This window comes from Mesorhizobium sp. B2-5-3, from assembly GCF_006441005.1.
In the GTDB taxonomy this organism is placed as follows: domain Bacteria; phylum Pseudomonadota; class Alphaproteobacteria; order Rhizobiales; family Rhizobiaceae; genus Mesorhizobium.
Window position 1 is genome coordinate 171,991 of record NZ_VFUS01000005.1, and the last position, 13,531, is coordinate 185,521.

14 protein-coding genes and 1 pseudogene are annotated in these 13,531 nt (G+C 65.0%); 6 read left to right on the top strand and 9 right to left on the bottom strand.

What is annotated here, in order from left to right; all coding sequences use genetic code 11:
• Positions 1-31 precede the first annotated feature (31 nt).
• The 5 genes from FJ867_RS13740 (at position 32) to FJ867_RS13760 (ending at position 6,957) form a co-directional block, all read left to right on the top strand.
• On the top strand, positions 32-823 hold the full coding sequence (locus FJ867_RS13740; RefSeq protein WP_140496959.1) for a cyclase family protein: 792 nt from the start codon (positions 32-34) through the stop codon (positions 821-823).
• A gap of 305 nt (positions 824-1,128) precedes the next feature.
• A complete protein-coding gene (locus tag FJ867_RS13745) occupies positions 1,129-2,700 on the top strand; it encodes an NAD(P)/FAD-dependent oxidoreductase (RefSeq protein ID WP_140728849.1) in 1,572 nt (523 codons plus the stop codon).
• The gene (locus FJ867_RS13750; RefSeq protein ID WP_140550152.1) at positions 2,700-3,182 is read left to right on the top strand and encodes a MarR family transcriptional regulator; all 483 of its coding nucleotides are present in this window, start codon (positions 2,700-2,702) and stop codon (positions 3,180-3,182) included. Before FJ867_RS13745 ends, FJ867_RS13750 begins: the two co-directional genes overlap by 1 nt.
• Positions 3,183-3,227: 45 nt before the next feature.
• The gene (locus tag FJ867_RS13755; RefSeq protein WP_140513082.1) at positions 3,228-5,381 is read left to right on the top strand and encodes an indolepyruvate ferredoxin oxidoreductase subunit alpha; all 2,154 of its coding nucleotides are present in this window, start codon (positions 3,228-3,230) and stop codon (positions 5,379-5,381) included.
• Positions 5,374-6,957 (top strand): indolepyruvate oxidoreductase subunit beta family protein, encoded by a 1,584-nt coding sequence (locus FJ867_RS13760; protein ID WP_140564895.1) that lies wholly within the window; start codon positions 5,374-5,376, stop codon positions 6,955-6,957. The genes FJ867_RS13755 and FJ867_RS13760 overlap by 8 nt, the downstream gene beginning before the upstream one ends.
• A 15-nt stretch (positions 6,958-6,972) precedes the next feature.
• On the opposite strand, the gene FJ867_RS13765 is transcribed toward FJ867_RS13760, so the two are convergent.
• From FJ867_RS13765 to FJ867_RS13800, 9 genes and pseudogenes are all read right to left on the bottom strand, one after another.
• Positions 6,973-8,712: a sulfatase-like hydrolase/transferase gene (locus tag FJ867_RS13765; protein ID WP_246675042.1), complete on the bottom strand. Its 1,740-nt coding sequence runs from the start codon at positions 8,710-8,712 to the stop codon at positions 6,973-6,975.
• A gap of 94 nt (positions 8,713-8,806) precedes the next feature.
• Positions 8,807-9,040 (bottom strand): annotated as a pseudogene (locus FJ867_RS13770) (hypothetical protein); the annotation flags it as partial.
• A 169-nt stretch (positions 9,041-9,209) separates the two neighbouring features.
• Positions 9,210-9,506, bottom strand: coding sequence for a hypothetical protein (locus tag FJ867_RS13775; RefSeq protein WP_140496949.1), 297 nt, complete (start codon positions 9,504-9,506; stop codon positions 9,210-9,212).
• A 107-nt stretch (positions 9,507-9,613) separates the two neighbouring features.
• Positions 9,614-10,063, bottom strand: a complete 450-nt coding sequence (locus FJ867_RS13780) for a periplasmic heavy metal sensor (RefSeq protein ID WP_140817637.1) — start codon at positions 10,061-10,063, stop codon at positions 9,614-9,616.
• On the bottom strand, positions 10,060-10,509 hold the full coding sequence (locus FJ867_RS13785; RefSeq protein WP_140629966.1) for a hypothetical protein: 450 nt from the start codon (positions 10,507-10,509) through the stop codon (positions 10,060-10,062). The genes FJ867_RS13780 and FJ867_RS13785 overlap by 4 nt, the downstream gene beginning before the upstream one ends.
• Entirely contained in the window at positions 10,502-10,648 is a 147-nt protein-coding gene (locus FJ867_RS28755) for a hypothetical protein (protein ID WP_181165287.1), read from the bottom strand. The genes FJ867_RS13785 and FJ867_RS28755 overlap by 8 nt, the downstream gene beginning before the upstream one ends.
• Positions 10,641-11,183 (bottom strand): RNA polymerase sigma factor, encoded by a 543-nt coding sequence (locus tag FJ867_RS13790; protein WP_140817639.1) that lies wholly within the window; start codon positions 11,181-11,183, stop codon positions 10,641-10,643. Before FJ867_RS13790 ends, FJ867_RS28755 begins: the two co-directional genes overlap by 8 nt.
• A 44-nt stretch (positions 11,184-11,227) precedes the next feature.
• Positions 11,228-11,671 carry an EF-hand domain-containing protein gene (locus FJ867_RS13795; RefSeq protein ID WP_140670834.1) on the bottom strand — a complete coding sequence of 148 codons (444 nt, stop codon included), beginning with the start codon at positions 11,669-11,671 and terminating at the stop codon, positions 11,228-11,230.
• 304 nt (positions 11,672-11,975) lie between these two features.
• A complete protein-coding gene (locus FJ867_RS13800) occupies positions 11,976-12,164 on the bottom strand; it encodes a DUF2158 domain-containing protein (RefSeq protein ID WP_140496939.1) in 189 nt (62 codons plus the stop codon).
• Positions 12,165-12,707: 543 nt separating this feature from the next.
• On the opposite strand from FJ867_RS13800, the gene FJ867_RS13805 reads away from it, so the two are divergent.
• A complete protein-coding gene (locus FJ867_RS13805) occupies positions 12,708-13,529 on the top strand; it encodes a membrane-anchored protein (RefSeq protein WP_246675043.1) in 822 nt (273 codons plus the stop codon).
• Positions 13,530-13,531: the final 2 nt, after the last annotated feature.

The window sequence follows — 13,531 nt, forward strand, 5'->3', positions numbered from 1 at the left end:
TCAGCACATCAGACAAGAGGGAACAGAGACCATGGACACGCAACAACTCCTCGGCGAAGTCGCCGGCCAGCTTCTTTCAGGCGCCATCAAGGTGGTCGACCTGTCGGCGCCGCTCGGTCCTGACACGCCGCTGATCAAGCTGCCGCCGGAACTTGCCGTCGACACGCCGAAGGTCGAGATCCATAACATCTCTCGTTACGACAAGAATGGTCCCTGGTGGGCCTGGAACTGGCTGAAGCTCGGCGAACACTCGGGCACGCATTTCGACGCGCCGCAGCACTGGATCAGCGGCAAGGATTATCCGGATGGCGCCACCGACACCATTCCGGCGCAGAACTTTATTGGTCCGGTCAATGTCATCGACTGCTCCAAGGAAGCCGCCGCAGACCATGATTTCCTGCTCACCGTCGATCACATCAAGGCGTGGGAAGCCAAGCATGGCGCCATCAACGCCGGCGAATGGGTGGTGATGCGCACCGACTGGTACAAGCGCAACGGCTCGGAAGCCGAATTCCTCAACGCCAACGAGACCGGCCCACACACGCCCGGCCCGACGGCGGAAGCAATCCAGTTCCTGATCAGCAAGGACATCAAGGGCTGGGGCTCGGAGACGATCGGCACCGATGCCGGCAAGGCCGGCGGCATGGAGCCGCCATTCCCGGCCCACACGCTGATGCACAAGGCCAACCGCTATGGTCTGGCCAGCCTGTGCAACCTCGACCAGTTGCCGCCGAAGGGCGCCATCCTGATCGCCGCGCCGCTCAAGATCGAGCACGGCACCGGCAGCCCGATCCGCGCCCTGGCGCTGGTGCCGGGCAAATAGGGCGAAGTGGATCTTCGGGAGAAGATCATGCGCGCGGGCGATGATGCAGTGACGAGGTGGGAGAAGGGCAACGCTGGCGCTCTACGGCGCCCCCCTCTGTCCTGCCGGACATCTCCCCCACGAGGGGGGAGATTGGCTGCTTCCGCGCCCCGCTCATTCCTTCAGCGCTGGAGATTGGCGAAATCCGAGACGACATTCGATCTCCCCGCTTGTGGGGGAGATGTCCGGCAGGACAGAGGGGGGCGCGACGGAACTCGACATCGCGTGTTTGAACCCTACCTTCGGCCGGCCGGGGGCAGCCACCCATGAACGCCCCCGACCACATCATCGTCGGCAGCGGCATCAACGCGCTGGTGTGCGCGGCGATGCTCGGCGGCAAGGGCGCCAAGGTGCTGGTGCTGGAGCGCAGCGACCGCATTGGCGGCTGCATGCGCACCGAGGAAATCACCGCGCCCGGTTTCATCCATGATGTGATGGCGACGACATTCGTGCTGTTCATTACCTCGCCGGCTTACGCGGCGCTGGGCAAGGACTTGGCCCGGCATGGCCTGGAGTTCTGTCACGCGGCCACCCCGACGGGGGTGCTGCGGCCCGACGGCAGCCATGCCGTGCTCAGCACCGACCGCGCCGCCAACATCGCCGCCTTCAATGCGATCGCCGCAGGCGACGGCGACCAGCACGCCGAGGATGTCGGCGGCATCGAGCGCAATGCCGGGCTGCTGTTCGGCCTGCTCGGCGGCAGCCTGTGGACCTACCCGACGGCGAAGCTGCTCGCCGGTGATGCCTGGCGGCGGAGCCCGCGCGGGCTGGCCGCCTTTCTCGGCGATGCGTTGGTGCCGGCGCGCGGATGGCTGGAAAGCACCTATCGGTCCGAAACCATACGCGCGCTGTGGGCACCGTGGGTCCTGCATGCCGGACTTGGGCCGGAAGATGCTTTCTCCGGCCAGATCGCCAAGGTCATCGCCTTCGCGCTGGAGGCTGCGGGCGCGCCGATCGTCAAGGGCGGGGCGAAGAACCTGCTGTCGGCCTTCGAGGCGCTTGTCAAAGAGCGCGGCGGGGTCATCTCCACCGAGGCCGACGTTGCTTCGATCATCCTGACCGAAGGTCGCGCCACCGGCGTGCGGCTGGCCTCGGGCGAAACCGTCCATGCGAAGAAGAGCGTCATCTGCTCGGTCACGCCAACGCAGCTTTACGGTCGGCTGCTCGGCAGTGACGGCCCCAAAACCGACGTCGAAGCGACGCAAAAATACCGCTACGGCAAAGGCAATTTCCAGATCCACTATGCCCTCGACAAGCCGCCTTCATGGCGAGGCCAGGGGTTGGACAAGGTGGCGCTGCTGCATCTGACGCCTGGGTTGGACGGGGTATCGAAGGCCTGCAACGAGGCGGTGCGGGGCATGCTGCCCGAAGTGCCGACCATCTGCGTCGGCCAGCCGCACGCGCTCGATCCCTCGCGTTGCCCGCAAGGCAAGGCGATCCTGTGGCTGCAACTGCCCGAGGCGCCCCGTCACATCAAGGGTGATGCCGCCGGCAAGCTGCAGGCGCCGGCGGACGGGCAATGGACCGACGCGCTGCGCGAGGCCTATGCCGATCGCGCCGAAGCGATCCTTGCCAGTCATATCGATGGCTTCAAGGACAGCGTCATCGCGCGCCGCGCCTATTCGCCTGCTGATCTCGAAGCGATGAACATCAATCTGGTCGGCGGCGACCCCTATGGCGGGTCCTCGACCGTCGACCAGTCCTTCCTGTGGCGGCCGTTCAAGACCAGCCGCAATCACCAGACCGGCATCAAGAACCTCTACCATATCGGCGCCTCGACCCATCCGGGCGCGGGCCTCGGCGGCGGCTCCGGCTTTCTCCTGGCGGGGAGACTGTGATGGAGCAGAAAATCGCGGAAAAGCGCCAGCGCATTTCGACCTTGGGCCAGATCGGCCTGCAGCAATTCGCGCCCTATCTGATGAACCGCATCATGGGCCGCTACAACGCCACCTTGCGCGACGATTTCCGCAAGCAGGGCCTGACCATTTCGCAGGTGCGGGCGCTCGCGGTGCTGTCGGTCACCGACGGCGTCACCGTCAACGACCTCTCGGTCTACACGGTGATCGAGCAGTCCACCTTGAGCCGCACGCTCGACACGCTTGAGGGGCAGGGGCTTGTGCGGCGCGAGCAGGGGGTTAGCGACAGCCGCATCCGCCATGTGTTCCTGACCGACGAGGGCCGTGCCGAGTTCACCCGCGCCTGGCCGGCCATGCATGACGCCTTCGAGGCCATGTTCGACGACGTCGACGACGCCGAATACGCAGCGCTGATCGCCACGCTGCAAAAGATGCTGAAGAACATTCGCAAGCACGACATCTAGACGTACGCGCCGCCGCTGCCGGGCGGCAACGGAAGGAGGCCAAAAATGGCCGAACGGTCTTTTGCCAAGGAAGTCGAAAAGCTGAGGCTCGGCGCGGGCGAGGAATTTGCCGGCGAAGGCATCCTCGCCATCACCAAGGCGCTGCTGCAATGCGGCGTCGGCTATGTCGGCGGCTACCAGGGTGCGCCGATCAGCCATCTCATGGACGTGCTGGCCGATGCACAGGACATTCTGGGCGAACTCGGCGTGCATTTCGAGGCGAGCGCCTCGGAAGCCACCGCCACCGCCATGCTGGCGGCCTCGGTGCATTATCCGATCCGCGGCGCGGCGACCTTCAAGTCGACGGTCGGCACCAACGTCGCCTCCGACGCGCTCGCCAACCTCGCCTCCGGCGGCGTCACCGGCGGTGCGTTGATCATCGTCGGCGAGGACTATGGCGAGGGCTCCTCGATCATGCAGGAGCGCAGCCATGCCTTCGCCATGAAGAGCCAGGTCTGGCTGCTCGACCCGCGCCCGAACCTGCCCTCGATCGTCAAGGCCGTGGAAGACGGCTTCGAGTTGTCCGAGGCCTCCAACACGCCTGTCATGCTGCAGGTGCGCATCCGCTGCTGCCATGTCCACGGTCATTTCACCGCCAAAGACAACAAGCGGCCGCCGATGACGGTGGCCGATGCGCTGGAGGCGCCCCGCCGCGACACCGGCCGCATCGTGCTGCCGCCCGCTTCCTTCCTGCACGAGAAGGAGAAGGTCGCGAAGCGCTGGCCGGCGGCGGTGGATTTCATCAAGAGCCGCAAGATCAACGAGATCTTCGGTTCCGATCACGGCTCCGTCGGCATCGTCATGCAGGGCGGCATGTACAATTCCGTCATCCGCGCTTTGCAGCGGCTCGGCCTTGCCGACACCTATGGCGAGACCGACGTGCCGCTCTACGTGCTCAATGCCGTGTATCCGTTGATCGACGACGAGTTTCTGTCCTTCTGCGAAGGCAAGCAGGCGGTGCTGGTCGTCGAGGAAGGCCAGCCCAACTACATCGAACAGGCCTTTGCCGCCATGCTGCACAAGGCCGGGCGTGGCACCCGCCTGGTCGGCAAGGAGCACCTGCCGATGGCCGGCGAATATACCGGCCAGGTCATGCTCGACGGCATCGGCGCCTTCCTGCGCACCGAGGCGCCGCATCTTCTGCCCGGCGAAGTGCGGGCTCCCAACAAGGTCGGCGACGGCGTCGACACGGCGGACCTGATCAATGTCGTTCCAGGTCGACCGCCCGGTTTCTGCATCGGCTGCCCGGAGCGGCCGATCTTTGCCGCGACAAAACTGGTCGAACAGGAACTCGGCAAGCACCACATCGCGTCCGACATCGGCTGCCACCTGTTCTCGATCATGCCGCCCTTCGAACTCGGCGCCACCACAATGGGCTACGGGCTCGGCCCGGCCTCGGCCTCGGCCTTCAATTCGCCCGACGCCAAGCGCCGCTCGATCTCCTTCGTCGGCGATGGCGGCTTCTGGCACAATGGCCTGACCTCCTCGATCGGCAATGCGGTGTTCAACAAGAACGACGGGGTCATCGTCATCGTCGACAATTTCTACTCGGCCGCGACGGGAGGGCAGGACATCCTGTCGTCCCGCGCCGGCAACAAGACCAAGTCGACGAAGCATCCCATCACCGAGGCCGTGAAAGGCATGGGCGTCAAGTGGCTGCGCCATGTCGACCGCACCTACGATGTCGGCAAGATGCAGGACACTCTGCGCGAGGCGCTGACCACGGACGAGAAAGGCCCGAAGGTCATCGTCGCCTCGTCGGAATGCATGCTCAACCGCCAGCGCCGCGAAAAGCCCCTGGTCGACAATGCGATCAAGGGTGGAACGCGCGTCGTCAAGCCGAAGTTCGGCGTCGACGAGGACATCTGCACCGGCGACCATGCCTGCATGCGGCTGTCCGGCTGTCCGTCGCTGTCGGTGAAGTCGCTCGACGATCCGCTGCGCGACGATCCGGTGGCAAGCATCGACCAGAACTGCGTCGGCTGCGGCAATTGCGGCGAAGTCGCCGATGCGGCGGTGCTGTGCCCGTCCTTCTATCGCGCCGATGTCGTGCACAATCCGAGCCGCTGGGACCGTTTCCTCGAGAGCGCCCGGCGCGCCGTCATCGGTCTTTTGCAGCGTCGCCGCGAAGGCCGCCGTCTGGTGTTCGCCGATGCTTGATCACAACGCCTCATTACGCCCGAAGACAGGCGCCGCCGACGACGAACGCGTTATCAAGCTTGCGGTGCTTGCCGTCGGCGGCCAGGGCGGCGGCGTGCTTGCCGATTGGATCACCGACGTCGCCGAGCGCAACGGTTACGTGGCGCAATCGACCTCGGTGGCCGGCGTCGCCCAGCGCACCGGCGCCACCATCTACTATGTCGAGATGGCCCGTGACACCGGCCGCCTGCCGGTCTTCGCGCTGTCGCCCTCGCAAGGCGACGTCGACATATTGATTGCCGCCGAGCTGATGGAAGCCGGCCGCGCCATCATCCGCGGCTTTGTCACTCCCGACCGCACGACGTTGATCACCTCTTCGCACCGCATCGCCGCCGTGTCGGAAAAGATCGAGCCCGGCGACGGCAGGGCGTCGTCGTCGAAGGTGCACGCGACGGCTGAAGCCGCATCGAAGCGCTTCATCGCTTTCGATATGGAAAAGATCGCCGCCGACAGCGGCTCGATGATCTCGGCCAGTCTGCTTGGCGCGCTGGCCGGCTCCGACGCTCTGCCGTTCACGCGCGAAAGCTACCAGGAGGCGATCGGCGCCGGTGGCCGCGGCGTCAAGGCCAGCCTCGCCGCCTTCGCCGCCGCCTATGATCGCGCGCGCGGCACGGCATCATCGGCTGCGCCAAAGCCGGCGGAAGCGGCTGTCGTCGGCTCCGCCCTGGCCGCTGGACAGGTGAGTGGCCCGCAAGACCTCCTGAGAGGCTGGCAGGCCCTGGCCGCCCGCATCGACGTGATGCCCGTGGCGGTGCGCGACATGGCGCTGCGCGGTCTGCGAAAGGTCGTGGACTATCAGGACATTGCCTACGGACGCGAATATCTCGACCGCCTGGACAAAGCCGTCGTGCTGGACGGGCCTGATCGAGCCTATGCCCTCTCGATCGCCGCCGCCAAGCATTTGGCGAACGCCCTATGCTACGACGACATGATCCGCGTCGCCGACCTGAAGACGCGCTCGACCCGCGACAGGCGCGTGCGCAAGGAGGTCGGCGTCAGGGATGGCTCGGTCCTGCAGGTGACCGAGTATTTCCATCCGCGCATCGAGGAGTTCTGCGGCACGCTGCCGGCGGGGCTGGGCAGCTACATCGAGAACCGGCCGAAGCTCGCCGCCTTCCTTGACCGTCGCATCAATCGCGGCCGGCGCATCCGTACCGATAGTTTTGCCGGTTTCACCGCTCTGTGGTTCATCGGCGGCCTGCGCCGCTGGCGCCGCCGCCTGCTGCGCCACAAGGTGGAAGCCGCGCATCTGGAGAGCTGGTACGCGCTGGCGCTGGGCCATGCGCGTGAGGACTATGCGTTGGCCGTCGAGATCCTGAACTGCCGCCGGCTGATCAAGGGCTACAGCGACACCCATGTCCGTGCCCAGTCGAAGTTCGACCGCGTGCTGTCGGCGCTCGACCTGCTCAAGGGGCGCGCCGACGCCGCTGACTGGATCAGGCGGTTGCGCGAGGCGGCGCTGAAGGACGAGAAGGGCGACATGCTCGACGGCGCTCTCAAGACGGTGGCGACGCTGGGGGCCGGGCCGACACACTGAGGCCGCGTCGCGCCGTCACCGTGTTTCGACTTGTGAATGAAGCGGCGCAGCTTGCGGGAAAAGATGCAGCAGTCCTGAATCGGCGCGGCGGCGCAGATGTGCATCCACCTCGGCCCGGTCAGCACAGCCATGGAACCTGCCGCCGCAATGGTCACGCAACCGCACCAGATCGGACATGACGGGTGACATCGGCAGGCCGGCGGCATCGAGCAGGCTTGCGCTGAGAAAGGCAATATCGAGCGACGCCATATCGGGCATCGGGTGACGCAGTGGATGATGGAAGGTCGTGAGGGTGTAGAAGGTGCGATAGGCGAGCGAGTCAAGCTTGGCCAGCGCGTCACTGCCTGCGGTCGCATCGACAAACGGTTTGGTTGCCGAGGACTGGTGGTCGCCGAATTCGAGCACCACGGCGCCGCGCCTGCCGGCCTCCGCTTCCCGCTGCTTGAGAAAATCCTGAAGGTCGCCGCGCGCGATCGCCATGCGGCGCAGATATTCGCCGGCCTGGAAATCGTCCGCGAAAGGCTCGCCTTCCATCTTCAATCCCGGCTCCATCCGCCCCTCATAGGGCGAGTGCGGAAACATGGTCTGGATTTCGAGGAACAGTGGCCGGCCGTCTTCCCGGCGGTGCCTGGCGATGAATGCCTCCGCCGCGTGATAATAGAAACGGTCGCGCAGATGGTAGAAGGGCGCGGCGATATCCTTGATGTCGAGGACGTTCTCGAACCCGATCGACTTCAAGAAAGGCCCCTCGTTGACGAAGGTAAAGTCCATCGGCGTCATGACGGCCGTTCGATAGCCGCAGCGCGCCAGCAACTCCGGCAACGCGCCGGCGACCTTGTCCTGTAGCGTGATCGTCAGATAGGGACTTCGCCAGCCGAAATCGGTGGCCGAAACCCCGGTCATCAAGGACAAATTGCTGATCCAGGTGCCGCCGCCGAACGTCTCGACCTGCATCGGGCGGGGCTCGCCGGCGGCAGGTGCAAATCGCTGCAGGAATCCCGCGCCGCTGGCGATCTGCGGAAAATAGCTTGGATCGGACTGGCTTTCGCTCAACACGAAGAAAATATCGGGAAGCGCTGCCCGGTCGCCGCAGTCGACCGTGTCGGCGAAGGGTGGCTGTGGCGCGACGGCCTGCAGCCGCTGCTCGAACGCCGGCTCGACGACCAGGTTGCGCAGATCCATCAGTGAGATGAAGAAGGCCGACATGTGCCGGCCCTGCATATAGTAGAAGTACCGGTCCTTCGAAGCCTCGGCGGGAAAGGTCAGCGGCACCAGCGTGACGAGGACGGCCAGAAGCAGGGCGCGCGCCGATGCGGGCCAGCCAAGCTTCCGGTCGGCGCGAAAGATCAGGATCACTGCGGCGATGCCAAGCACCAACGCCGCAGCGACAGGCAGGATGAGGTGGAGATAGGAGCCGAGCAGGAAGCGATACACTCCCGGATCCGTGGACACGAAGATCGTGTCGTAGAAGTGCAGCGAGAACCCCTTCATCCGGAACTTGACCGCCGAGATCAGCGTCACCAGGGCAACGGCCATCCAGGCGAGATAGACGGAAAAGGCGAGGCGCCCCGATGTCAGGAACACCGCTCCCGCGAGCGCCGCCACCAATGTCAGCGAGAACGGCACCGACAGCCATTCATGCTCGGCTCGGCCGGCACCAAAAACGCCCGCAAGGCTGATCAGCACCAACGCCAGCGGATGGCAGAGGGCCCGCAAAGGCCCTTGAGGTCGAGATATGGCTTTCCCCACGAACATGTCTTTGCGTTCCTTTGGGGGAGCTTTGTGTCATTTGCAGCTTTCGAACAATTCCATAGTAAATTTAACCTTAATCGCCATCTGCAACCGGAATTCAGACGACCAGATCGCGCATCGGCTTCATCGCCGCGGACTCCGGGAACACCTTGTCGCCGAGCACGGCCGCCGAAAGCCCGAACTGGTCGGCGAGCAGGCCTTTCAGCACCGCCCTGACATCGCTGGTCGGCGCCAGATCGCGCTGGTCGTAGAGCTGGCCCGGCTTCAGGCCCGGCCAGTCGGCTATGATGCGGCCCCCCTTGATCGCGCCGCCGGCGAGCAGCACCACCGACCAGGGCGGCGTCCGGCGGCATGGAGCCTTTGGCCGGGATAGCCACGTCAGCTCCTTGTTCAGGCCCAGCGCGGCGCATGAACCCGTTTTCGGCGCGATGCGCTCAGGTCGGATCGGTTGCTGCGGTCGAGGGGGCCAGGCCGGTGAAGCGGCTGGCCCCCGCGCACGCTTACCAGTGACGCCAGCGGTGCCAGACCCGATGTGGGTGCCAGACAGGATGGGGGTGCCAGACGTGGAAGACCGGGCCGGGCCGGTAATAACGCGGATACACAACCCCCCGATTGGGCACGCAGCGCCCCCAGTGGTTGGGATGCCAGCCGGGGCCGCAACCCCATGCCACATGCTCGATCAGCGCCGGGGCGCTTGGCTGGGCCAGCATCGGCGTGGCGGATGCCGCCGCAACGGTCGCGGCCGTTCCGGTCAAGGCAAGCGCGGCGGCCGCCGCGTATTGTGTCAGACGGTTCATGACGATACTCCAAATAGTCTCGAAGTTGAAAACCTGTTCGCACCAAGCGGTCCGGCAGGTGTGCCCTTCTTGCCTTAAACGGCGGCTTCGGCGCATTCCGTCGGTGCTTATGGCGATTTTTTTGGCGCCGGCGGCAGCCCGGCGCGTCTTGTCAGCCCCTCAGCCAGAACGCCGCGATCCTCTGCCGAACTTGCCGCGGCAAACTCGACAATGCGCTGCTCCAGCCGCATGCGCATGGTGACGTCGGCGTTGCGGGCCCGCTCGAGCGCGGCTGTCAGGGCTGCAGTGTCGAGGGTGGGCTGCCGCAGCAGGTCGGCGGCCTCGCGCCTGGCCTGCTGGCCGTCGAGAATGACCTGGCGGGATTCGCGCCGGACCTCACGCAACGCCTTGCGGAAGATCCTGCGTTCCTGGTCCGGAAGCCGGCCTCCGGCCGCTTCCAGCGAATAGCCCTGGCCCGCCTTGCCACTTCTCAGCCGGACGGCCCCGCCGGCAAGGGCGCCGGCCAGGAAGACGTTCAGCGCCACGGACGCGATGAGGAGCTTGCGGCCCGTGCTCATAGGTTTTCCTCGATGGTGTCGTCGGGACCGGCATCGCCGAACGCCGTCGCATTGGCGTCCAGCACATACTGATCGGGCTGAACCTCAGGCGTGGCGACGATCACCAAAGCCGATCCGGCAACCGCGCCGGCCAGGCCGATGCCGGCAAGTCCCAGTCCCAGCCACCACAAACGCTGGCGCGAGCGTTGGGCAAGATGCCGGTCGGCAGCCCTCACTATGCCGCCGTGCAGCGCCTTGCCGGGCGCCTCGACGCGATAGCTGTCGAGCAGGGCGTCGAGCTTGCCGGCATTCCTCAGAATAGCCGCGCCCGCGTCGCTTGCGGCAAGGATGCTGCCCGCCGCGCGTTCGGCCTGTGGCCATCGCCGCAAGTCGCCGCCATAGGCTGCCGCCAGCACGGCAAAGCGTTCGGCATCCATCGTCGGTGCGTCCCTGGATCGGTCAGACATCGGTCTTTCCCTTGCCTGTTGGCCCCTTGCCCGCTGGCATCGCGTGCCCGCACGGCGCGGCGATCATCGGAGCCGGCCGCCAGGCGGTGTCGGCAAGGCGCGAACGCTGCGCCTTCATGGCGGCGCGGTTTTCATTCATGGACACCGTCCCTGGCCAGGATCGCCTGCAACGCCCTGCGGCCGCGCGAAAGCAGGCTCTCCAGGGCATCGACGCTGATCTCCAGGGTCGTGGCCGCCTCGATGTTCGACATGTCCTGATAGTAGACCAGGATGATGGCTTCGCGCTGGCGCGGGGCGATGGCTTGCAGGGCCTGTTCGACGCGCTGCGCGTCTTCCCGCGGCTGGGCATCCGGAAGCGGCGCCGGGTCCATCACCTCCGGCAGATCGTCTGTCACCCATTCGCGGCGGCGGCGCAGCCGGTCGTAGCAGAGGTTCAGCGTCACCCGGTGGATCCAGGTGTCGAAGCGGGCATTGCCGCGCCGCCAGCCCGAGGCATGGCGCCAGAGTCGGACGAAGGTCTCCTGCGCGACATCCTCGGCTTCCGCCGCGTCGCCCAGCATGCGCACGGCAAGCGCCAGGATACGCGGCAGTTTGCGCGCGACCAGCGTTTGCACGGCCGCCGGATCGCCGGCGCCGATACGACGAACCAGATCCTCGTCCGGATCCGCGCTCATCGGCTGGCGCACCCCTGATGGTCATCGCGTGCCATTACCCCCGTTCATTGCTCCGGCTTGGGAGCGGTTTTGTGGCCCGGCATTTCGTCGACGCTCAGAACGCCGTCGCCATTCTTGTCCAGCCTGGCGAAGCGCTGGGCGAAGAACGCATCGAGCTCGGCGCGGTCGATGAAGCCGTCATGGTTCGAGTCGGCGCGCGCGAAGGACTGTGTCGGGTCGCCCTTGGTGCCGCGCTTTGCCTGGAGGGCCTCCCATTCCAGCAGGCTGATCTTGCCGTCGCCATCCGTGTCGGCGGCCATGATCGCCTTCTCACGCCGCTTCTGGAACTTGGCCAGCGTGATGTCGGGCCTGGTCTTTGACGTGGCTGGCGCGGCAGCGGGGGGCGGTGCAGAAGGGGACGTCGCGGCCGGAGGCTGTGTCGCCGTCTGGGCGAACGCCGTGGCGGTCAGCAGGCTCAAGGCAGCGGCAAGGATCGAACGGCGTATCATGCTGGCGTCTCCGGTTGGCGCGCTGCCATGGCATTGTGCCGTGGCGACGCTTCTTCCGTTAAACGCAGCGGCGGTAGAAATCCGTCGGTGACTTTTGTGCCGGCAGGCGCATGCCGCAACAACGCGCCCGATCGGGCGCTGCTTGCGCCATGTTCGAACCCTTCAGCCGAAGGGCAGGAACTAGAGCAATTCCAAGAAAAGTGTGTACGGTTTCCCGGGAAAAGCGCGTAGCGCTTTCCCTATGGAATTGCGTAAAAACAAAGAGATAGAGCGTTTCGCCGTTTCCGCGAAACGGTGAACCGCTCTATGTCGATTGGTCCGCCACCACCAGCTGGTCCGGCTTGAAGCCGGCATGCTGCGGGGTCCACACATCGCCCTCGCGGTTGAACCAATGGCACATATATGTGCCGGAGGCGGCACCGTCGCTTATCGTCATCTTCGGGCCTCCGGACTTCAGCTTGACGACGTCTCCGGTCTTGAAACTGTTGGGCATTTTGACCTCCCATGCTGACGCCGGGAGTTTCACATCAAACCTCGGTCTCGACAATGGCGGATGCATTCGGCCAGCATCGCGATCCACAGTGCCAGGCGGCGTTTTGAGGTCGGGTCTCGGTCGCAGTTGCAGATTCGGTCGCAGTTGCAGCAATGTGTCTTGCCGTTTGTTGTCGAAATTGGATGTTGAAATTCCTGTTCGGCTGGTGGAGATTGATCCTCTGCTGAGTATTGAGCGCGGCTATCGCTTCGGCGATGCTGCCGATCTGGCACCATGAGTTTCGGACGGAGTTCTATCGAACCGTGATCAGAAGCAACAAACAACAGCAACCCGCATGCAGTCTCGTGCCGAATACAGTAGAGTTGCGACATTGAGTGAGAGAGGCTTGAAGCGCTTGGGGAAAAGCGAAGGGTTCCCATCAGAGCGCCGGAGGAAATGATTCGTCACGTTATGGTTGCTGCCTGCCCCAACGATCAAGCCGCTGATCAACGCCGGCTGGCAGGGGGGAGTACATGCCCGGGAAAGCATTGAGAGGAGGCCGGTTTGGCGAAGGCCAAGGGGATCGCTCTGGAGATTGCAGAGCATAGCGCAGCGAATCCCGATGCACAGAAGCCGCTGCGCAAGCGCTTGTTCGATCACCCGCTTCTCGTGGTTAAGCGGAAACTGTTATATCGCCTGCTGCACCCCCAGGCGCCACGGCACCCTGTGCCGCTTACAAAGCCGGTCCTCGTCGTGGGCTCCGCGCCGGTCTCGAACCCGCCGGTGGGTTTTCAGCGCGATGCTTTCACACTCTTTACCGTGAATGGCTCGCAGACCGTGACTGCCCGCTGGGGGATGGGTACTCCTGACGCGACATTTCTTTACGTCAACCAACTTGACGCGACCAAGCCCAACGCTGTGGCCGTGCGCGCCGTCTTGACCGGCCAGGAGACCGATCTGCTCTGGATTGTGCGTGCACACCGCACGATGGAGGAATTGCGCTGCAACATCGCGGCCTTCAACTACCGCTGTCGCGACCTGCGCACGATGACCCGTCACCAGCGCATGGCGCTCTACGAAGCAGTGATGGGTGTGCCCAATTTCGAGATGCATCTGGAGGAGAAGTTCTCGACCGGGATCACGGCGGTCCTTTACGCCTTGCATAACGGCGCGCCGGCCGTGATCATCACGGGTATTGACCCAGGTTCGCACGGCCATGTGTACAACAAACTGAACATCGACCGGATGCACGTCGGTTCCGACCGTGCCACCCTGCTGGCGCTGTTGGCGCTCGGTTTCCCCCTTTATACGAGCGATCCGCACGTGGCGGACTCGCTCGGTCTGCCACTCTGGACGGGCCAGGCCGGGAGATGTGAGGTCCAATAACA